This window comes from Marinobacter sp. CA1 (assembly GCF_020546665.1).
In the GTDB taxonomy this organism is placed as follows: Bacteria; Pseudomonadota; Gammaproteobacteria; order Pseudomonadales; family Oleiphilaceae; genus Marinobacter; species Marinobacter xestospongiae.
On sequence record NZ_CP071785.1, the window covers coordinates 2,886,560 to 2,907,189 of the forward strand.

Sequence of the window (20,630 nt, forward strand, 5' to 3'; positions counted from 1 at the left end):
TCCTGCTCTTACTGCTGATCGCGGGCGGTGGATTGCCCGAGAATGAATTCTGCCAGGGCCAAGTCCGCCGGCACGGTAATCTTGAGGTTGTCTGGACGCCCCTCGACCACCCGAGGTATCAGGCCTGCCAGTTCAATGGCGGATGCCTCATCGGTGATCGGCTGTCCAGCCTGCAACCCCTGAGTCAACGCCGCGCAGAGCGTCCGGTAGCGGAACATCTGCGGTGTCAGCGCCCGCCACAGGAGGCTGCGGTCTTCGGTGGCCGTGACCTGGTCACGGCCTTTGGGCACACGTTTGATGGTATCGCTCACAGGCGCTGCCAGCAGGCCACCCACCTCATCCGCTGCCAGCCGCTCCAACAGTCGGGTGAGGTCTTCCGCCATCAGGCAGGGCCGGGCAACATCGTGTACCAGCACCCAGTCGTCGTCTGCCGCCCGGGCGTCCAGTGCCTGCAAGGCAGCCAGCACTGAGTCCGCCCGCTCCTGGCCCCCGGCACAGGTCTGAATTCGGGGGTCTTTGCTGGCATCGGTCTCAGACCAGTAACCATCTTCGGGGTTCAATGCCACCACGCAGCCGGCAAACGGTGCAAAGTCCAGCACCCGGGACAGAGTAATGTCCAACACGTAGCGATTGTGGATACGGAGATACTGCTTGGGACAATCGGCGGCCATGCGCCGACCCACCCCAGCGGCCGGGATTACCAGCCAGAGACGGGGACTGTTCATCATTGCTGTCAGACTCAGGGGTTGCCGGCCTATGGCAGGTTCAGGGCTCAACCACCAGGAAGAAGGTCTCGTCCTGGCGAATCAGCCCCAGATTCATCCGCGCGCGCTCTTCGATCGCCCCCTGCTGATGACGCAGGTTACGAACTTCAGCGTAAAGCCGCTGGTTACGGGCGGCGAGGGTGGCATTCTCTGCCTGTTGCGCCGCAATGGATTCCTGCAGGCTCCAGACCTGGGCAAAACTGCCCTCCCCCACCCACAACCGCAGTTGCAGCAGGAGAATGATGATAATCATCACCGACCATAAAACCTTCATTTGAGCGCTCGACTTGTCCTATGGGGACGGGTTGCCAGAAACATAAAAGCTGCCGAATCCGTAGGTTACACCCTAAAGATAATCGGCAGCCTTAAGAGTTTAGCCGAACCTAACCGGTTAGGCCACGTTTACGGTATCAGCCCTGGCCTTTGATCTCGGTCAGACCACGATACGGCGCCCGTTCAGCCAGTTCGCCCTCAATCCGCAGCAGCTGGTTGTACTTGGCAACCCGGTCTGAACGGCACAGCGAACCCGTCTTGATCTGGCCGGCACAGGTGGCCACCGCCAGATCAGCGATGGTGGTGTCCTCGGTTTCACCGGAACGGTGGGAAATAACCGCAGTGTAGCCAGCGTCCTGGGCCATCTTGATGGCGTCCAGGGTTTCGCTCAGGCTGCCGATCTGGTTGAACTTGATCAGGATCGAGTTGGCGATGTCCTTGTCGATGCCCTGTTTGAGGATCTTGGTATTGGTGACAAACAGGTCGTCACCCACCAGCTGCACCTTGTCCCCCAGCTTCTCGGTCAGCACCTTCCAGCCGTCCCAGTCGCTCTCGTCCATGCCATCTTCGATGGACACAATGGGGAAGCGCTCGCAAAGACCGGCCAGGTAGTCGGCAAAGCCGGCGGAATCGAAGGACTTGCCTTCACCGGAGAGTTGGTACTGGCCATCCTTGAAGAACTCGGAGGACGCGCAGTCGAGGGCCAGGGTCACATCCTTGCCCAACTCGTACCCGGCGTTCTCCACCGCTTCCTGGATAGCTGCCAGAGCCGCTTCGTTGGATGGCAGGTTCGGAGCAAAACCGCCCTCATCGCCCACCGCGGTGTTCAGACCCTGAGCCTTCAGTACCTTTTTCAGGCTGTGGAAGATCTCGGCGCCGATACGCAGAGCTTCAGCAAAGCTCTTGGCCGCCACCGGCTGAACCATGAACTCCTGGATATCCACGTTGTTGTCGGCGTGTTCGCCGCCGTTGAGGATATTCATCATCGGGACCGGCATGCTGAACTGGCCGGAGGTGCCGTTGATGTCAGCGATGTGCTCATACAGCGGCTTGCCCAGGGAAGCAGCCGCCGCCTTCGCAGCCGCCAGGGACACCGCGAGGATGGCGTTGGCGCCGAGCTTGGCCTTGTTTTCGGTGCCGTCCAGCTCCAGCATGATGTTGTCCAGACCGCGCTGATCGGCCGCATCTTTGCCCAGCAGTGCGTCATGGATCGCTCCGTTCACCGCAGCCACCGCCTTGGTGACACCCTTGCCCAGGTAGCGACTGGCGTCCTGATCGCGCAGCTCCAGCGCCTCGCGGGAACCGGTGGAGGCACCGGACGGCGCACAGGCCCGGCCGACGGTACCGTCTTCCAGGATCACATCGGCTTCTACAGTGGGGTTACCACGGGAATCCAGCACTTCACGGGCTTTGATGTTGGCAATTGTGGTCATGCGTTTTTTTCTCCAACGTTCTGTAATCAGATCAACGTTATGGGTTCAGTACGAATGCGGATATCGGGACGCCCGGTTCGGGACGCCCGGCTCGAGGCGCCTGATGCAGATCAGGCGGTGTCGATCGCCTCAAATGACTTCACCAGCTCATCCATCGCCTTGGCCTGGCGCAGAAACGGCTCCAACTGGCTCAGCCGCAACGCGCAGGGGCCGTCACACTTGGCCTGATTCGGGTCCGGATGAGCCTCCAGAAACAGTCCGGCCAGCCCCTGGGACATGCCCGCACGGGCCAGATCGCAGACCTGGGCACGACGACCGCCCGCGGAGTCAGCACGGCCACCCGGCATCTGCAGGGCGTGGGTGACGTCAAAAAACACCGGTACCTGCAGCGACTTCATGATGCCGAAACCGAGCATGTCCACCACCAGGTTGTTGTAACCAAAGCTGGTGCCACGCTCGCACAGAATAATGCGATCGTTACCGGCTTCCTCGCATTTGCGGATGATGTGCTGCATCTCCTGCGGGGCCAGAAACTGGGCTTTCTTGATGTTGATGGCGGCACCGGTTTTGGCCATGGCCACCACCAGGTCGGTCTGCCGGCTGAGGAAGGCTGGCAGCTGGATCACGTCGCAGACTTCCGCGACGGGCTGGGCCTGGTGCGGCTCGTGCACGTCGGTAATCACCGGAACGTTGAAGCGTTCCTTGATGTCGGCCAGCAACTGCACCCCCTGCTCCAGGCCGGGGCCACGGAATGAACTGACTGACGAGCGATTGGCCTTGTCGAACGAGGCCTTGAACACATAGGGAATGCCAAGCTTGCGGGTGACTTCAACGTAGGCTTCTGCTACCTCGAAAGCCATGTCCCGGGATTCCAGCACGTTCATACCGCCGAAAAGAACGAACGGCTGATCGTTGGCAATGGGGATGTCGGCAACGGTAACTTGGGACTGGGCCATGACGGTCGTGTTCCTGTCCGGTGCCGGCACGGGGCCGGCAAATCAAAACGCCGGTGCGGAAGACCGCACCGGCGTCGGTGTCAAAAAAGGTGTTACCCCTGGTGTCGAGCCAGGGCGGCTTCCACAAAGCCCTGGAACAGCGGATGGCCATCCCGTGGGGTCGACGTGAACTCCGGATGGAACTGACAGGCCACAAACCAGGGATGGTCGGCCACTTCCACCACTTCCACCAACGCGCCGTCGGTGGAACGCCCGGAAATGCGAAGCCCGGCCTCCTCAAGCTGCGAGACGAAGTGATTGTTGACTTCGTAACGGTGGCGATGACGTTCGCGAATCACCTTCTTGCCGTAGCAATCGGCAATGGTGGAGCCTTCGGTCAGCGCGCAGTCCTGGGCGCCCAGGCGCATGGTGCCACCCAGGTCGGAGTCGCTGGTGCGCTCTTCGCGCTCGCCGCTGGCATCCAGCCACTCGGTGATCAGGCCCACCACCGGCGACGGCGTGTGTTCACGGAACTCGGTGCTGTGGGCATCCGCAAGACCGGCAACGTGGCGGGCATATTCGATCACCGCCACCTGCATGCCCAGACAGATCCCGAGATACGGCACCTTGTTCTCGCGGGCATACTGTACGGTGCGGATCTTGCCTTCCACGCCGCGCTCACCGAAGCCACCGGGCACCAGAATGGCGTCGGCGGATTCCAGCGCCGCCGTGCCTTCGCGCTCAATGTCTTCAGAGTCGATGTAATTGATATTGACCTTGGTACGGGTCTTGATGCCGGCATGGAGCAGGGATTCGATCAGCGACTTGTAGGCGTCGAGCAGCTCCATGTACTTGCCGACCATGGCGATGGTGACTTCGTTGTCCGGGTTAAGCTGGGAATCCACCACGGCGTCCCACTCACCCAGATCCACATCGCCGGCTTCCAGGTTGAAGCGGTCGATGATCAACTGGTCCAGACCATGCTCGTTCAGCATCCGCGGGATGGCATAGATGGTTTTGGCATCCTGCAACGGAATCACCGCGCGCTCTTCAACGTTGGTGAACAGCGCAATCTTACGGCGGGAGCTGACATCCACTTCGTGCTCGGAGCGGCACAGCAGGATGTCCGGCTGCAGACCGATGGAGCGCATTTCCTTCACCGAGTGCTGGGTCGGCTTGGTTTTCACTTCGCCGGCCGTAGCAATGTACGGTACCAGGGTCAGGTGCATGAACAGCGCACGCTGCGGGCCCACTTCCACCTTGAGCTGGCGGGTGGCTTCCAGGAACGGTAGCGATTCGATGTCACCCACGGTGCCGCCGATCTCCACCAGCGCCACGTCGGCACCGGCAGCGCCTTCAATGACCCGGCGTTTGATCTCGTCGGTGATGTGAGGAATCACCTGCACCGTGCCCCCGAGGTAATCACCCCGGCGCTCTTTGCGGATGACTTCTTCATACACCCGACCGGTGGTGAAGTTGTTGCGGCGCGTCATGGGCGTGCGGATGAACCGCTCATAATGGCCCAGATCAAGATCCGTCTCGGCGCCGTCCTCCGTCACGAACACTTCGCCGTGCTGGAAGGGGCTCATCGTGCCCGGGTCGACGTTAATGTAGGGGTCCAGCTTGAGGATGGTGACCTTCAGGCCGCGTGCCTCCAGGATCGCTGCCAGAGAGGCGGAAGCGATACCTTTCCCCAAGGAGGACACGACACCGCCGGTGACGAAAATATAACGCGTCATGCAGATTCCGTGTGATTTATCTGATTCGGTGAAGGAGGGAGATTGTCATCTCAAGATGGGACGCCAGACTACCAGAACCGCCCCACCTTCTCAATCACAATACCGCTCCACAACAATCCGCCAGCCGCGCTCTGGCGCCGCTCCGGCGTACTTCGGCGAGATCCAGAAATCGCCGACGGCGACCACCTCGCCAAGCTCCGTCAGAACCGGTAACCGCGCCCGTTCCCAAGGCGGAACGGCCTGTTCCTGCAACCAGGTTTTCAGGGCCCGGGAGGGCCCGCCGGGGTCGGGTCTGAGACGCTCCCCCCCCTGTCGGGTCGACAGTCGGATTTTCGGTATTTGCGTACTCGGCGCCACCACCGGCTCCAGAGTCAGGCGCCAGTCGCCCCATCGGGTCGGCCGTCCCGGCTCCAGCCAACAAGGTTGGGGCAGCGGCTGCTCCGACGAGACCAGATAGAGGGTGCCGCGGTAGCGCCGAAGCACAAAGCCCTGCCCGACCAGTTCGGGTTGACGATCCTCGCCCGCGTCGGTGAGCTCGGCCAGGGACGCGCGCCAGTCCTGACGTTCCGGCACTGGCAGCCCCCGCTGGCCTATCCACCAGCGTAGCAGGTTTTTCTGCTCTGGCCCGGTAAGTCGGGCCAGCTCAGCCACCCGCAGGCCGCCGTCACAGGAGGCCACCTGTTGATGGTGCAGGCGCGCCAGCGACGACGCCAGCTGAGCCCCCTCGTCACAGGCCTCAGCACTGCGCTGCAGTCGTTTAAGCACCGTCGGCCAACGCTGTTTCAGCAGCGGCAGGACACGGTGGCGGAGGAAGTTGCGATCAAACCCGGTGTCCTGATTGCTGGGGTCTTCCACCCAGCGATAACCCGCGCTGTCGGCCCAACCCTGCAATTGCTGTCGTGAGAGCTCCAGGAACGGCCGTACCAGCCGGCCACCGCCCAACGGTCGCTGTCGGGGCATGCCCGCCAACCCCGCCGGACCAGAGCCCCGCAGCAGCCGGAACAGCACCGTTTCAGCCTGGTCATCCTGGTGGTGCGCCATCAGCAGGTTGCCGCCCTGGGCGAGCGCCGCTTCAAATGCCTGATAACGGGCCTCCCGGGCCGCGGCTTCCAGTCCACCGCGACCACCGGTCGCTCCCTGCGGCACCGTGACCCGTGTCACCTGACAGGCCACCCCCAGGGAGGCACACAGCTCACGACAGAACGCTTCGCAGTCGTCAGCGTTGGGCTGGAGCTGATGGTTGATGTGGAGGGCGGCAAGACCACCGGGGCGTTCAGCCAGGCAATGGACCGCGGCGTGCAACAACACCACCGAGTCCATGCCACCACTGAGGGCAATCAGGAGAGGGCCGTCATCCGGCAGCGCCCGCAGAGGTGCGAGCAGGGAATCAGGCCAGGATGACGCAGCGGGACGGCGTTTACCGTCCGTTGTCATACCGGGTCAGACGCTCATAGCGACGGGACAGCAGCTCGTCTTCCGGCAGCCGCTGAAGTTCTTCCAGCTCATCGATCAGTGCCGCCTTGAGGGATGCCGACATGGCCTCGGGGTCACGGTGGGCACCACCCAAGGGTTCATCGATCAGGCGATCCGCCACGCCCAGTTCTTTCAGCCGGTCGGCGGTTACGCCCATGGCCTCAGCCGCCTGGGCGGCGTACTCGGCGCTCTTCCACAGGATCGACGCACACCCTTCCGGAGAAATCACCCCGTAGGTCGAATACTGCAGCATCAGCAGGCGATCGCAGACACCAATGGCCAGGGCGCCACCGGAACCACCTTCGCCAATCACGGTGGAGATCACCGGCGTCTTCAGACGGGACATCACCGCCAGGTTGTGGGCGATGGCCTCGCTCTGGCCACGCTCCTCGGCACCGATACCGGGGTAGGCTCCCTGGGTATCGATAAAGGTCAGCACCGGCAGTTTGAAACGCTCGGCCATTTCCATCAACCGGACGGCCTTGCGGTAACCTTCCGGACGCGGCATGCCGAAGTTGCGGCGAACCTTGTCACGCACTTCCCGGCCCTTCTGGTGGCCGATGATCATCACCGGTTTACCGTCCAGGCGGGCGGTGCCGCCGACAATGGCCTGATCATCGGCGTAGGCGCGGTCACCGTGGAACTCATCGAAGTCGTCAAACATGGTCTCGATGTAGTCCAGGGTATAGGGCCGGCGTGGGTGCCGGGCCAGACGGGCGATATCCCACGACTTGAGGTCGGAAAAGATCGACTCAGTCAGGCTCACGCTTTTGCTGCGCAGGCGGTTGATTTCATCGCTGATGTTGATGTCGGTATCGTTGCCCACCATGCGAAGCTCTTCGATCTTGGCTTCCAGGTCGGCGATCGGCTGTTCAAAGTCCAGGTAATTGGGATTCATGATGTTCCGTCAATCAGGTTGCTGGGCGAGGCTCGCCCTCACCAGTCGAATTTCTGCCAACAATTTCGGCAAACAATAACAGCGCTAAACGGGTCGCTGAAGCGGACCTTGGTATAAGGTGCGACCAATGGCTACAGCGTCCGCCCGCCCTCAATCATAGACCAGTTCCACCCCCCGGTCGCCCACCAGGTGCTTGAGTTCCCAGAGCAATTCATCATTGGGCTCAACCCGCCAGCTGTCGCCCAGTTCTATCCGGGTGGCCGCATCCTGGCTCTGGTAATCCACCCACACCGGGCTGCCGTCACAGCGGCATGGTCGCAGCAGGCCGTCCAGCCTGTCGAGCAGACCATTTTGTAGTTGGTCGGCATGCAACGACAGTTTCAGCCCGCGACTGAACCGCTGACGCGCCGTGGCGACGTCCATCACGGTACTGACCCGCATTTTCATCTGGCCGGAGTAATCGTCGTGACTGACCTGCCCTTCCACCACGATAACCTGATCCGATCCCAGCAGCTCACGATTCTCAATAAAGGCCTCGGAGAACAGGGTGGCTTCGATGCGGGCACTGCGGTCGTCCAGGGTGATGAAGCACATGGTGGACCCGGTCTTGGTCTTCATGGTGCGCTGGGCCACCACCAGTCCGGCGACCCGCTGTGGCGATTTGTTGGGCTTGAGGTCGGCAATGGCGCAGCGGACAAACCGACGCACTTCTTTCTCATACTCATCAAACGGATGACCGGTGAGGTACAACCCGAGGGTGTCTTTCTCACCTTTCAGGCGCTCCTTCTCCGGCCACTCCCGTACACCGGTGACGTCCTCGTAGGGGTTGCCGCCGTCACCGCCGGCCAGCATGTCGCCAAACATATCCACCATGCCCGCCGATTCGTTGCGGGACTGCTGGTTGGCCTGCTGCAGGGCCTTGTCGATACTGGCCATCAACTGGGCACGGCTGGCTCCCAGCTTGTCCATGGCGCCGGAGCGGATCAGCGCCTCCAGGGCCCGCTTGTTGATCTTCTTGAGATCGACCCGGGCGCAGAAATCAAACAGGTCCTGATAGGGACCATCGGTGCGGCCTTCCACCACGCTCTGGATCGGGCCTTCCCCGAGCCCCTTGATGGCCCCGAGGCCATAGACAATCTGGCCGTTGTCGTTAACCGTGAAGGTGTACTCGGAGCGACTGACATCCGGCACCAGCAGGTCGAGCTTCATGTTGCGACACTCTTCCACCAGCGTCACCACCTTGTCGGTGTTCTGCATATCGGCAGTGAGTACCGCGGCCATGAATTCGGCGGGATAATGCGCCTTCAGCCACAGGGTCTGGTAGGACACCAGGGCGTACGCCGCGGAGTGGGATTTGTTGAAGCCGTAGCCGGCGAACTTTTCCACCAGGTCAAAGATGTTCTCCGCCAGGGTCTTGTCGATGCCGTTGTTCTCACAGCCATCCAGGAAGATGGCCTTCTGTTTGGCCATCTCCTCCGGCTTTTTCTTACCCATTGCCCGCCGCAGCATGTCGGCGCCCCCCAGGGTATAGCCAGCCATCACCTGGGCAATCTGCATGACCTGTTCCTGGTAGAGGATGACCCCATAGGTCGGCTCCAGCACTGGTTGCAGGCCTTGATACTGGTAATCCGGGTGAGGATAGGACATCGGCTGGCGGCCGTGCTTACGGTCGATGAAGTCGTCCACCATGCCAGACTGCAGCGGCCCCGGACGGAACAGCGCCACCAGGGCGATCATATCTTCCAGGGAGTCCGGTTGCAGGCGGCGGATCAGGTCCTTCATGCCCCGGGATTCCAGCTGGAATACCGCGGTGGTCTCAGCTCGCTTGAGCATCTCGAACGACGGCTTGTCATCCAGTGGAATGGCACTGATGTCCAGCTCGTCTTCCCCACGCGTGGAACGGCGCGGGTTGATCATGTTCAACGCCCACTTGATGATGGTCAGCGTCCGCAGACCGAGGAAGTCGAACTTCACCAGACCGGCGTCTTCCACGTCCCCCTTGTCGAACTGGGTGACCAGGCTGCCGCCCTCATCATCACAGTACAGGGCGGAAAAGTCGGTGATCTTGGTGGGTGCGATGACCACCCCACCGGCGTGCTTACCGGCGTTCCGGCAGACCCCCTCGAGCTTGAGGGCCATCTCCCAGATTTCCTGGGCTTCTTCGTCCTGCTCCAGGAATTCCTTGAGCTGCGGCTCCTCCGCGATCGCACGCTCAAGCGTCATCCCCGGCTCGAAGGGGATCAGCTTGGACAGCTTGTCCGCCAGTCCGTATGACTTGCCCTGAACCCGGGCAACGTCGCGCACCACCGCCTTCGCGGCCATGGTTCCGAAGGTGATGATCTGGGACACCGCCTCACGACCGTACTTCTCGGCGGTGTAGTCAATGACCCGGTCCCGCCCTTCCATACAGAAGTCGACGTCAAAGTCAGGCATGGAGACCCGTTCCGGGTTGAGGAATCGCTCGAACAGCAGGTCGTATTCCAGCGGGTCCAGATCGGTGATCAGCAGCGCATAGGCCACCAGGGAGCCGGCACCGGAGCCTCGCCCCGGGCCAACGGGCACGCCGTTGTTCTTGGCCCACTTGATGAAGTCCATAACGATCAGAAAGTAGCCCGGGAACCCCATCTGGATGATGATGTCCAGCTCGAAGTTGAGCCGCTTGTAGTAGGCCGCACGCTTGTCGTCGTACGCCGGGTCGTCCTTGCTGAGAATGGTCTCCAGGCGCCCTTCCAGCCCCTCTTCCGACACCTGGCGGAAGTAGTCATCCATGGTCATGCCGTCAGGGATCGGGTAGTTGGGCAGGAAGTACTCCCCCATCCGCACTTTCACCGAACAGCGGCGGGCAATCTCCACCGTGTTCTCGACCGCTTCGGGGATGTCAGAGAATAACTCGATCATCTCCTCCGCGCTGCGCAGGTACTGCTGGTCGCTGAATCGGCGATCCCGGCGCGGATCATCCAGGGTTCGGCTCTCACCGATACAGACCCGGGCCTCGTGGGCCTCGAAATCCTCCGGCGCCAGGAAGTGAACGTCATTGGTGGCCACCACCGGGCAGCCCAACTCAGCGGCCAGGGCCACGCTGTGATGCAGACAGTCCTCATCCCCCGGTCGCCCGGTACGCTGCAGCTCCAGATAAAACGCCTGCGGATAGAGCGACATCCAGTACCGCGCCCGCTCCCGGGCCAGGTCGGTCTTGCCCGCCAGCAGGGCCTTGCCAACGTCCCCCATCTTGGCGCCGGACAGGGCGATCAGCCCGGCCGCTTTCTCCTCCAGCCAGGCACGCTGGATGATGGGTTTGCCGTAGCGCTGGCCTTCGGTGTAACCACGGGAAATGATCTCGGTGAGATGGAGGTAACCGGTCTGGTTGCGGGCCAACAGGGTCAGACGGAACGGCACTTCCGGATCATCCGGGTTCTCCACCCAGAGATCGGCGCCGATGATGGGCTTCACCCCGGCACCCACAGCGGCCTTGTAGAAACGCACCAGGGAACACAGGTTTGATTGCTCGGTCAGGCCCACAGCGGGCATGCCCATGTCCGCGACGCGGCCTATCAGCGGTTTGACCCGGACCAGGCCGTCCACCATGGAGTACTCGGAGTGGACACGGAGGTGTACAAAGGTATCAGGCAAGGTTGATTCCATCTAAATTGCAAAAAGATTGGCGCACAGCGTCTGTGCGCTACAGCCCCATGGCGTCCAGCAACTGGCGCTCGGTCTGGGGCCCAAAACGGGCCTCGTGAAGCTCGCCGTCGGGCGACACGATAAAGGTGGCCGGCAACGCCACGGGCAACTGCCAGCCGAACTCAGGTCCGGGATCTGTGGTCAGCATGGCGTAGCGGATTCCCATGGTGTCACCCAGCGCGACCAGGTCGTCACCACCAACACCATCAAAGTTCACGCCCAGAACCGTGACAGCCGGCTGCTCATCAAGGGCGTTGAGTTCCGGTATTTCCTCCAGACAGGGTTTGCACCACTCTGCCCAGTAGTTCACCACCACCCACTGGCCTCGCATCGACTGCCATTCCAGCACGTCGCCTTCAGCGGTGGGCAGCTCGACCCGGTTGCACCCTGCCAGCGCCGCCATGGCCAGCAGTAATGGCGCCGTCCGGCGCGAGTGCCGGGTCAAACGCCGGAATAATAGGATTGCAGAGGGCAAAAAAGCTGCGGGGTATTGCACGACCGGGCCTCCTGTTAGACTAGCTGCCCCGATTAAGCAGGCCAGACAAGGCCCGAACCGGCTCAGGAAAGACACAGAACGATGACAGAACCGACCCGAATTTTCCACAATCCGCGCTGTTCAAAATCCCGCCAGACCCTGGCTCTGCTGGAAGAACGAGGCATCCAGCCGGAGATTATACGCTACCTGGAAACCCCTCCGACAGAGGCGGAACTGGAGCAGATTCTCGACCTGCTGGGTCTGGAGCCACGCCAGCTGATGCGTACCAAGGAAACCCTGTACAAGGAACTGGCACTCGACAATCCGGAACTTGATCGCCCGGCCCTGGTCAAGGCCATGGTTGAGCACCCCAAACTGATCGAACGTCCGATCGTGCTCCACAATGGCAAGGCCGCCCTCGGCCGCCCGCCCGAGCAGGTGCTGGACCTGTTCTGAGCCGGCCCGACGGCAATCACCCGGAGCTTTTTCATGTCCCAAGAGCAACCTTACGTCCTGGTGCTTTACTACAGCCGGTCTGGACAGACCGCTGAGATGGCTCGCCAGGTCGCCCGCGGCGTGGCACGGCGGAGCGGAATCGAAGCCCGCCTGCGCACCGTACCACCGGTGTCGCCGGACACCGAAGCCTCGCTGCCGCCGGTACCCGACGACGGTGCCCCCTACGCCAGCAAGGACGATCTGCGCCACTGCGCCGGCCTGGCGATTGGCAGCCCCACCCGGTTTGGCAATATGGCGGCACCGCTAAAGCACTTTCTCGACGGTACCGGCGATCTCTGGCTTAACGGTACCCTCGCCGGCAAGCCGGCCGGTGCCTTTACCTCCACCGGCAGTCTTCACGGTGGCCAGGAAACCACCCTGCTGACGATGATGATTCCACTGCTGCACCACGGCATGGTGCTGTGCGGCGTCCCTTACTCCGAATCCGCGCTGAGTGACACCCGCAGCGGCGGCACCCCCTATGGCCCGTCGCACTGGGCCGGCACTGGGGAGCAGCAACCGCTGTCCGAGCACGAGAAGACCATCTGCCAGGCCCTGGGAGAACGCCTGGCCGGGCTGGCGCTGACCCTCGCCACCGGCGCCTCCGACAGCCACCGAACACTGACATGAGTGAGGACACCACCATGAACGATCACATCCGCGCACCCAGGGCGCGACTGACCGCCCGCCTGACCAGCGCAATCTACTTCGCGCTGCTGGCGAGCCTGGTCATCACCACTTTCTACCCGGCACCGGTCGAGGACGTCTCGATTGCCCTGATCCTCGGGGTCAAACTGCTGCCGCTGGTGTTCTTTGCCGTTCACGTCGTACGCGGCCACAACCGCGCCTACATCTGGCTCAGCTTTGTGGTGCTGTTCTACTTCACCAGCTTTGTCGTCCGGGCCTGGCTCACGGAAGGCGCCTTTGCGCCCATGCTATTGACGACACTGACCTTTTTACTGTTCACTCTGGCCATGGTTCACCTCAAGGTTAACCGCCACACCATAACCGCCAGCGATGCCCAGTAACGCCGATACAGAAGGATCTTATGGCTGACCTACGCCCCCGGGTTCCCCACCGTTCCACGCTCACACTGCGGGATATCTGCACCGCACTGATCACCAGTGGGGAGGTCAGCCAGGACGAGGCCGAGCGGGTGCTGTCTGCCAACCTGGGCAGCGACAACTCGGATCGCCACCCGCTGGAGCTGGTGGCCATTGCCGGCCTCAAGAGTGAGAAAAACGGTCAGACCCTGACCCTGGAGCGGCTGACCCAATGGTTGGGCAACTGGGCGGACCAGCCCTATTTTCACATTGACCCGCTCAAGATCGACACCCCGGCCATTGCCCGGGTCATGTCCTACGGCTTTGCCCAGCGTCACGGCATCCTGGCGGTAGAGATCGGCGCCAACGAAGTCACCATCGCCAGCGCTGAGCCGTTCAAGGAAGACTGGATCGCCAACCTGCGGCACGTGCTACAGAAAGACATCCGCCGGGTGGTGGCCAACCCGGAGGATATCCGCCGCTACACCGTCGAGTTCTATCAGCTTGCCAACTCAGTCAGTAAAGCCAATGGCGGCCAGGGCTCGGTTGGCAACACCCAGAACTTCGAACAGCTTCTGGAGCTGGGCAACAAAGAAAATCCGGACGCCAATGACCAGCACGTGGTCAAGATTGTTGACTGGCTGTTGCAGTACGCCTTCGAGCAGCGCGCCAGCGATATTCACATCGAGCCCCGTCGCGGCGTCACCCAGATCCGCTTTCGCATCGACGGCGTGCTCCACCATGTTTACGAATTCCCTGACCAGGTCGGCATTGCCGTCACCAGCCGGCTGAAAATCCTCGGCCGCCTCAACGTCGCCGAAAAACGGCGTCCGCAGGACGGCCGGATCAAAACCCGCAATCCGGACAACAACGAGATTGAGCTGCGCCTGGCCACCATGCCCACCGCCTTTGGTGAAAAAATGGTGCTACGGATCTTCGATCCCGACGTACTGCTGCAGACCATGGAGCAACTGGGTTTCTCCCGGGAGGACCGGGAGCGCTGGCAGGAGATGACCCACCGGCCCCATGGCATCGTACTGGTGACCGGGCCCACCGGCTCGGGCAAGACCACAACGCTGTACTCCTCGCTGAAACAGCTGGCGTCACCGGAGGTCAACATCTGCACCATTGAAGATCCCATCGAGATGGTGGAGCCGGCCTTCAACCAGATGCAGGTGCAAGCCAACATCGACCTGACCTTCGCCGCCGGTGTCCGGTCGCTGCTGCGGCAAGACCCCGACATCATCATGATCGGTGAGATTCGCGATCTGGAGACCGCCGAGATGGCGGTCCAGGCAGCGCTGACAGGCCACCTGGTGCTCTCCACCCTGCACACCAACGACGCCCCAAGCGCCATCACCCGGCTGCTGGAGCTGGGCATTCCGCCTTACCTGATTCGCGCCACCGTTCTCGGCGTCATGGCCCAGCGTCTGGTCCGCACCCTGTGCCCTCACTGCAAGAGTGCCGCACCACTGGACGAACGCGCCTGGGCCGGCCTTACCCGTCCCTGGAAGGCCACCCCGCCGAGCCAGACCTTCGAGCCTGTTGGCTGCCTGGAGTGCCGCAATACCGGCTACATGGGCCGCGCCGGGGTCTACGAAATTATGACCCTGTCCAACCGCCTGACCAACCAGATCGACGATCGCTGCGAACTGGAGCAGTTGCGCCGGGACGCTTACCGGGAAGGCATGAAATCCCTGCGACTCAGCGGCGCCCAGAAAGTCGCCGCCGGCCAGACCACCATTGCCGAAGTGCTGCGGGTCACGCCCGAAAGCCAACGCTGATCACTCGCCTGCTGGCCCGCATTGCCAAAATGTCACCCCCGGCCGGAAACTTTTAGCCCGCCTCCCAGTCATCCCCTGAACATCAGAGGCTCCTTAGCGATAGCCTTGCAATGTATTTGATTTCTGGAAGGATTCAGCATGCTATCCGTTTCATTGGGGCCGTTCGCTCTGGCGCTCAGCCAACTGCTCCTGCTGGCCGCATTCGCCCTCGCCCTGCTGGTGGGCACTCTGGTTGGGCGCAAGCACAAGGTACCGGTCGCCGGTACACTGATGGACCTGCTGCTGATCGCGCTGGTGTCTGCCCGGGTCGGTTTCGTTGCGCTCTACTTTTCCCACTACCAGGAAGCGCCCTGGCAGATATTCGATATTCGCGACGGCGGCTTTCATCCGCTCAGTGGCCTGATCGGTGCACTGGTCTACGCACTCTGGCGTTGCTGGCGCGCCCCCGCCCTGCGTCGACCACTGGCCAGCGCCACACTCGCCGGCGGCCTGCTCTGGGGCGGGCTGAGCAGCCTGTCGCTGCTGATGCACGCCCAGGCCAACCGTATTCCCGAAACAGCCGTGACGACCCTGGCCGGCGAATCCCGTCAGCTGTCGGAGCTGGCAGACGGAAAACCGATGGTGGTGAACCTGTGGGCCACCTGGTGTCCGCCCTGCATCCGTGAGATGCCGGTGCTGGACGCGGCCCAGACGCAATACCCCGATGTCACCTTCGTATTCGCCAACCAGGGCGAGCCGGAGGAAACCATTCGCCAGTTCCTGGCGCGCCACCAGCTGGATCTCACCCACGTTGTCAGTGACCAGTCCGGCGCCCTCGGTCGCACGGTTGGCAGCCAGGCGCTGCCGACCACGCTGTTCTTCGACGCCAAGGGCCGCCAGGTGGACGCTCATCTGGGTGAACTGTCCCAGGCATCCCTGGCCCACCGGTTGTCACCACTGCTGGCCAAGTAACCTTACCCCCCATGGAGAAACCTATGCTGTCCCGTCGACGTTCCGTTCCGCTGTCCCTGCTGCTGGCGGCAGGCCTGTCATCGCCTGCCTTTTCTTCACCCAAGCAGTCATCACCCACTCAGGCAGATCCCCACCCCGCGGCGGTACAGCGCCTGCTGGATCGCGGCGTTGACCTGGCCGGCACGTTCGAGGCTCCCGGTGGTCTGACCGGCTACGCGGGCAGCATGCAGGGCCAGCCGGTGGCGTTCTATCTGACCCCGGACGGCGATCACGTGATTGTCGGCCCGATGCTGGACGCCGACGGCAATAACCTCACCGACGACAAGGTTCAGCAACTGGTGATTGAACCAATGAACCAGAACGCCTGGTCCCGCCTGGCCGACAGCCATTGGGTTGGCGACGGCGATCCGGATGCGGAGACCATTGTCTACACCTTCACCGATCCCAACTGCCCCTACTGTCACCGTTTCCGCCAGGCCGCCCAACCCTGGATCGATGCGGGCCGGGTGCAGCTGCGTCACGTCATGGTTGGCATCATCCGGCCGGACAGCATGCCCAAGGCCGCCACCATTCTGGGGGCAGAGTCTCCGGAGAGCGCCTTGATGGCGAACCACCAGAGCTACCAGGAGGGTGGTATTGAAGTGGATCGGGAGAGTGTCAGCGCCTACCGGGCCAAGGTCACGGCCAACAACGAACTGATGTCCAGTCTGGGGCTGAGTGCGACTCCATCAACCTACTACCTGAACGCCGACGGTGACGTGGAGATGAAACGGGGCCTGCCACGGCCAGAGGAAATGCCTGCCATGATGGGCAGTGAACGGCCGCAGTAACCCTCAGCCCGGCGCCAGCCCGCACTGCTCCAGCAATCGCTGCCAACTGCGGGCATGCTCGACGATGGCCTGGTCAAAGGCCCGCCAGAGCCCATCGGGATGCTGGGGATCGAGCACCCTCTGGTGCCATTGCCGGAACGCGGGCGGCATCACCGCGGACTGCAGCGTCGCCATTTGTGCCAGCGGCTCTAGCAGTTGATCCCGGCGCTGACGCACCTGCGCCAGGTAGGGCTGGACCTCGCCGGCAAACACCGTCACCAGCAGTCCTTCGGCATTGCGCGCCTTGGGATTGACCTTGCCGTCCAGGCATAATGGCCGGCCATCAATGCGCTGTTGCAGGAGCCGGGTTGCGTCGTCGAGCCGCGTGGTCACCAGTAACGCGCTGCGAATCAGTTGCCCGGCGGCGTGGTTGGATTGCCAGCGCTGCTGCATTTCACTGGCCGGCTGCAGTGATACGTTCAGATCACCAGCGAGCAACGCCGCCAGGATCGCGTTCCACTGGTTCAGATCAGCCGCCAGCTGCGCCACTTCCGGCCCGGACCCGGTGAGGGGCAGCGGGCCCTTGGCCTGGGTCAGCAACGGCTCAATCGCCTCGCCACCCCAGGTCGCATTCCAGGCCGCGATGCCGAGTGAGTCGGTCTTGCCATCAATGGCCTGCTGCACCGCCTGCTTCAGATCGTCCCGCTCCAATTGCGGCAGGCAGGCCTTCGCGGCGCGCAGAAACCGTTGCTCGTAGCGCAACTGATTCAGCGGCTGCATCATCCGCCCCATGATCGAGTTGCGCTCGCCCACCACTACCTGCAGTTCGCAGCCATAGAGTGACAGGAAATCCAGCATGCCGATGTCCAACTCCGGCAGCTCCAGGAGACGGGCCCGCCGCCGGGGCATGGGACCGACAGCGGGCAACGGGGTGTAGACCGGCTCCTGCTCCATCACCCGGGCAACCCGCTCGACGTATTCGTCCATCAGCGATCGCGGTTGGGAAAAAGGATCACAGCCAGTCAATCCGGATAACAGCAGCAGACATCCCAGCCCACAGACGATCCGCCAGCCCCACTGCATTGCCTGCCCTCCGGGTTGGGGCAAATCAGCTCAGGGTACGATCCCGGATCAGCTGATCCACCGCTTCAAAGTCCGCCATTGCCAGTCGATGGGTATGGGGGGGATCGGATTCCCGGACCAGCCAGGCAGTGTGCATGCCTGCGGCTTCCGCCGCTTCCAGTTCGGCCTCCACGTCGGACAGAAACAGTACCGTATGCGCTTCCACGCCAAGCTCGTCCAGAATGGCCTGGTAGGAAGCCTGCTCCCGTTTGCCACCAACCCGGGTGTCAAAGTAGCCGCTGAAAAACGGCGTCAGATCACCGCAGTTGCTGAACCCAAATATCATCTGCTGGGCGCGGACCGAACCAGAGGAATATACGTACAATCGCAATCCGCGATCATGCCAGAGCTGCAGGTAGTGGGCGGCATCCTCGTAGACATGGCCCTTGAAGTCGCCACGCTCGTACCCCTGCTCCCACAACATGCCCTGCAGGGCTTTCAGCGGGGTCGCCTTGCGGTCTTCACGAATCCACTGCTGGAGCACGTCAATCAGCGCCTCGAGATCGCCCCGGTCGGCGCCGCTCTCCCTGGCGACCTCGTCCAGCTGGGCACGGATTTCCAGATCATCCGCCTCGTGATCACGAACAAACTCCGCCATATGTTCCGCCGAGTAGGGAAACAGCACTTCGTGGACGAAACGGATGGAGCTGGTGGTCCCCTCAATGTCGGTCAATACAACCCGTATCATGATGCAGCTCCCGCCAGTTGCTCGTACCTGGGCAGCTCGGTGGCAATGCCGGAGCCCGTGAACTGGGCAACCCAGCCATCCGGATTACTGAACAGTCGAATGCAGGTGAATTCCGGCTCCGGTCCCATATCAAACCAGTGCCGGGTGCCGTCCGGCACGCTGATCAGGTCATTCTGCTGGCACAGTACCGCATAGACCTGGTCGTCAAAATGCAGGTAGAACAGCCCTTCGCCACGGACAAAGAAGCGGACCTCGTCCTCGCTGTGGGTATGCTCGTCAAGGAACTTCTGGCGGAACGCTGCCCTGTCGGGGTGATCGGCACTGAGGCTGACCACATCCGCGGTCTGGAAGCCGCACTCCGCCTTCAGGCGTGACACCTCGTCAGCGTAGGCAGACAGGATCTGTTGCTGATCGGCATCCTGTGGCAACGCCTGGGTCGGCCACTGCTCAAACCGCACCCCCTGCTCAGACAGGCGCTGGCGAATCTCCGCCGGGTCCCGGGTCACGGTGTGGGGTGTTTCAGGGTCTTGTTGGTCAAAGATGCTCAAGGTGGTCATCGCAGGACTCTCATCATTTCCAGTTCACATTCAAGCAGAAATTCGAAGGCTTCGACATGGCGTAAACAGTCATCCATGGTGTCGCCCCAGGTGTAGAGGCCATGACCCCGGATCAAATACCCCGGCTGGCCGGGATTGTGGGCCAGCCAGGCCGCGCTCTCGGCCGCCAGCGCGGGGATATCCTGGGTGTTGTCGAACACCGGGATGTCGAGGGTGCTGTCGTGACTGTCGTAACCCGGAAAGGCCTTCTGGAGTTCATAGCCCTGAAGCGTCAGGGCCTGCCCGGCCGGAATCAGTCGGCTCAGTACCGTGGCTTTCACCGAGTGGGTGTGCAGCACCGCACCGATCGTTGGCAACTGCCGGTACACCACCGTGTGCAGCAGGGTTTCCGCCGACGAGCGGCAATGGCTCTGGACCGGATTGCCGTCCAGGTCCACCACCATCACATCGTCCTGGCGCAGCTGCCCCTTGTGGCGCCCGGAGACGGTAATCGCCAGGTGCTCGGCATCAATTCGTGCCGAGTAGTTGCTGCTGGTCGCGGGCGACCAGCCCTGACCATAGAGAAACCGTCCGGCGTCGATAATCGACTGGGCGGCAGCGGCATAACGAGTGACATCGAACCGGGAAAGATCAGTCAACGGGCATCCCCTGGCAGGTTGGGTGGTGTGTTGCGGCCATTATAGGTGGATGTGGGGCGGTGGAAAACGAGCCTTTTCATCAGCGCCTCCCCGGGCGCATCGCGGCGGCTACCGGCCGCTGTTGCGGTCACGGTTCTCCTGCTTCTGACGCTCGCCCTTGCGCACCATGACATAGGCCGCGCCCGTCCCCCCATGGTGCTTCTGGGCGGAATGAAACGCCAGCACGTCGTCCAGCTCCGGCAACCACTTTGCCAGGTAACTCTTGAGCCAGGCCACACCGTCAACGTTGCGTTCGCCCTTGCCATGGGTGATCAGGGCTGACCGGACACCATAACGCACGCAGTCCTGAATAAATCGAAACACTTCGCGCCGGGCTTCCTCCACCGTCATCCGATGCAGGTCCAGCCGCGCCTCAATCGGATACTGACCCAGCCTCAGCTTTCGGAACACGCCATGCTGAATCCCGGGACGCTGCCAGTTCAGCACGTCATGGCTGGTGAGTGGGTCGACATCATCCGCCGTCAGCGGGTTGCGATCCACCACCGGCTTGGCCATGGCAGCGCGCTGACGCTCCAGGTGGCCCGGAGTCAGATCCCTGGGCTTCTTGACGTCGGCGCGGTTGGGTTGGCGAATACGGCGGACGCCTTCCATTTCCTCCAGGAAACTCATCCGCTCTTCTTTGGTGGTCATAGTGCGCTGTGCAAAGCCCCGTGTATCTTGTTCATGATTGCACTTTACCACCCGCTGCCGGGGCCATAAAGAATCCTCCTACGACCAAAGGTCAGGGTTCATCGACCGCCAGCTCGGCTAAACTGCAGGCACGACCAAGAACAAGAAGGGATGCCACCGTGACCTCCTCGCCGGACAACCAG

General features: G+C 62.3%; 20 protein-coding genes. 6 read left to right on the forward strand and 14 right to left on the reverse strand.

The features are described 5' to 3' along the window. Window positions 1-8: 8 nt before the first annotated feature. The 9 genes from ispD to J2887_RS13225 form a co-directional block, all read right to left on the reverse strand. On the reverse strand, window positions 9-725 hold the full coding sequence (gene ispD / locus J2887_RS13185; RefSeq protein ID WP_227176123.1) for a 2-C-methyl-D-erythritol 4-phosphate cytidylyltransferase: 717 nt from the start codon (window positions 723-725) through the stop codon (window positions 9-11). A 40-nt stretch (window positions 726-765) separates the two neighbouring features. Continuing rightward, window positions 766-1,038, reverse strand: a complete 273-nt coding sequence (locus tag J2887_RS13190) for a septum formation initiator family protein (RefSeq protein ID WP_227171580.1) — start codon at window positions 1,036-1,038, stop codon at window positions 766-768. Window positions 1,039-1,174: 136 nt separating this feature from the next. Then, on the reverse strand, window positions 1,175-2,470 hold the full coding sequence (gene eno, locus J2887_RS13195; protein ID WP_227171581.1) for a phosphopyruvate hydratase: 1,296 nt from the start codon (window positions 2,468-2,470) through the stop codon (window positions 1,175-1,177). Between the two features lie 110 nt (window positions 2,471-2,580). Then, the gene (gene kdsA / locus J2887_RS13200) at window positions 2,581-3,426 is read right to left on the reverse strand and encodes a 3-deoxy-8-phosphooctulonate synthase (RefSeq protein ID WP_227171582.1); all 846 of its coding nucleotides are present in this window, start codon (window positions 3,424-3,426) and stop codon (window positions 2,581-2,583) included. A 92-nt stretch (window positions 3,427-3,518) separates the two neighbouring features. Continuing rightward, on the reverse strand, window positions 3,519-5,144 hold the full coding sequence (locus tag J2887_RS13205; protein WP_227171583.1) for a CTP synthase: 1,626 nt from the start codon (window positions 5,142-5,144) through the stop codon (window positions 3,519-3,521). Window positions 5,145-5,234: 90 nt separating this feature from the next. Beyond that, on the reverse strand, window positions 5,235-6,578 hold the full coding sequence (tilS, locus tag J2887_RS13210) for a tRNA lysidine(34) synthetase TilS (protein ID WP_227171584.1): 1,344 nt from the start codon (window positions 6,576-6,578) through the stop codon (window positions 5,235-5,237). Further along, window positions 6,562-7,515 carry an acetyl-CoA carboxylase carboxyl transferase subunit alpha gene (gene accA / locus J2887_RS13215; protein WP_227171585.1) on the reverse strand — a complete coding sequence of 318 codons (954 nt, stop codon included), beginning with the start codon at window positions 7,513-7,515 and terminating at the stop codon, window positions 6,562-6,564. The genes tilS and accA overlap by 17 nt, the downstream gene beginning before the upstream one ends. A gap of 150 nt (window positions 7,516-7,665) precedes the next feature. Further along, complete coding sequence (gene dnaE, locus J2887_RS13220) at window positions 7,666-11,145, reverse strand: DNA polymerase III subunit alpha (RefSeq protein ID WP_228752816.1); 3,480 nt, start codon at window positions 11,143-11,145, stop codon at window positions 7,666-7,668. Window positions 11,146-11,194: 49 nt separating this feature from the next. After that, the gene (locus J2887_RS13225; protein WP_416381862.1) at window positions 11,195-11,641 is read right to left on the reverse strand and encodes a TlpA family protein disulfide reductase; all 447 of its coding nucleotides are present in this window, start codon (window positions 11,639-11,641) and stop codon (window positions 11,195-11,197) included. Window positions 11,642-11,773: 132 nt separating this feature from the next. Here J2887_RS13225 and arsC point away from each other — a divergent pair, with 132 nt between their 5' ends. The 6 genes from arsC to dsbG all read left to right on the forward strand — a co-directional run bounded on the left by arsC (window position 11,774) and on the right by dsbG (window position 16,774). After that, window positions 11,774-12,127 (forward strand): arsenate reductase (glutaredoxin), encoded by a 354-nt coding sequence (gene arsC / locus J2887_RS13230; RefSeq protein WP_227171587.1) that lies wholly within the window; start codon window positions 11,774-11,776, stop codon window positions 12,125-12,127. A gap of 33 nt (window positions 12,128-12,160) precedes the next feature. Then, the gene (gene wrbA / locus J2887_RS13235; RefSeq protein ID WP_227171588.1) at window positions 12,161-12,796 is read left to right on the forward strand and encodes an NAD(P)H:quinone oxidoreductase; all 636 of its coding nucleotides are present in this window, start codon (window positions 12,161-12,163) and stop codon (window positions 12,794-12,796) included. Window positions 12,797-12,810: 14 nt separating this feature from the next. Next, window positions 12,811-13,194 carry a DUF2069 domain-containing protein gene (locus J2887_RS13240; RefSeq protein WP_227171589.1) on the forward strand — a complete coding sequence of 128 codons (384 nt, stop codon included), beginning with the start codon at window positions 12,811-12,813 and terminating at the stop codon, window positions 13,192-13,194. Window positions 13,195-13,214: 20 nt separating this feature from the next. Further along, window positions 13,215-14,993: a GspE/PulE family protein gene (locus J2887_RS13245; RefSeq protein WP_227171590.1), complete on the forward strand. Its 1,779-nt coding sequence runs from the start codon at window positions 13,215-13,217 to the stop codon at window positions 14,991-14,993. A 138-nt stretch (window positions 14,994-15,131) separates the two neighbouring features. Further along, entirely contained in the window at window positions 15,132-15,944 is an 813-nt protein-coding gene (locus J2887_RS13250) for a TlpA disulfide reductase family protein (protein WP_227171591.1), read from the forward strand. A 23-nt stretch (window positions 15,945-15,967) separates the two neighbouring features. Continuing rightward, window positions 15,968-16,774: a thiol:disulfide interchange protein DsbG gene (gene dsbG, locus J2887_RS13255; protein ID WP_227171592.1), complete on the forward strand. Its 807-nt coding sequence runs from the start codon at window positions 15,968-15,970 to the stop codon at window positions 16,772-16,774. Between the two features lie 3 nt (window positions 16,775-16,777). Here dsbG and J2887_RS13260 read toward each other — a convergent pair whose 3' ends face one another. The 5 genes from J2887_RS13260 to smrA form a co-directional block, all read right to left on the reverse strand. Continuing rightward, entirely contained in the window at window positions 16,778-17,740 is a 963-nt protein-coding gene (locus J2887_RS13260; protein ID WP_227171593.1) for a DUF3080 family protein, read from the reverse strand. 121 nt (window positions 17,741-17,861) lie between these two features. After that, a complete protein-coding gene (gene mtnC, locus J2887_RS13265; protein ID WP_227171594.1) occupies window positions 17,862-18,563 on the reverse strand; it encodes an acireductone synthase in 702 nt (233 codons plus the stop codon). Next, window positions 18,560-19,120 carry a 1,2-dihydroxy-3-keto-5-methylthiopentene dioxygenase gene (locus J2887_RS13270; protein ID WP_227171595.1) on the reverse strand — a complete coding sequence of 187 codons (561 nt, stop codon included), beginning with the start codon at window positions 19,118-19,120 and terminating at the stop codon, window positions 18,560-18,562. The genes mtnC and J2887_RS13270 overlap by 4 nt, the downstream gene beginning before the upstream one ends. Continuing rightward, the gene (locus J2887_RS13275; RefSeq protein WP_227171596.1) at window positions 19,117-19,758 is read right to left on the reverse strand and encodes a methylthioribulose 1-phosphate dehydratase; all 642 of its coding nucleotides are present in this window, start codon (window positions 19,756-19,758) and stop codon (window positions 19,117-19,119) included. Before J2887_RS13275 ends, J2887_RS13270 begins: the two co-directional genes overlap by 4 nt. 108 nt (window positions 19,759-19,866) lie before the next feature. Further along, entirely contained in the window at window positions 19,867-20,448 is a 582-nt protein-coding gene (gene smrA / locus J2887_RS13280; protein WP_227171597.1) for a DNA endonuclease SmrA, read from the reverse strand. Window positions 20,449-20,630: the final 182 nt, after the last annotated feature.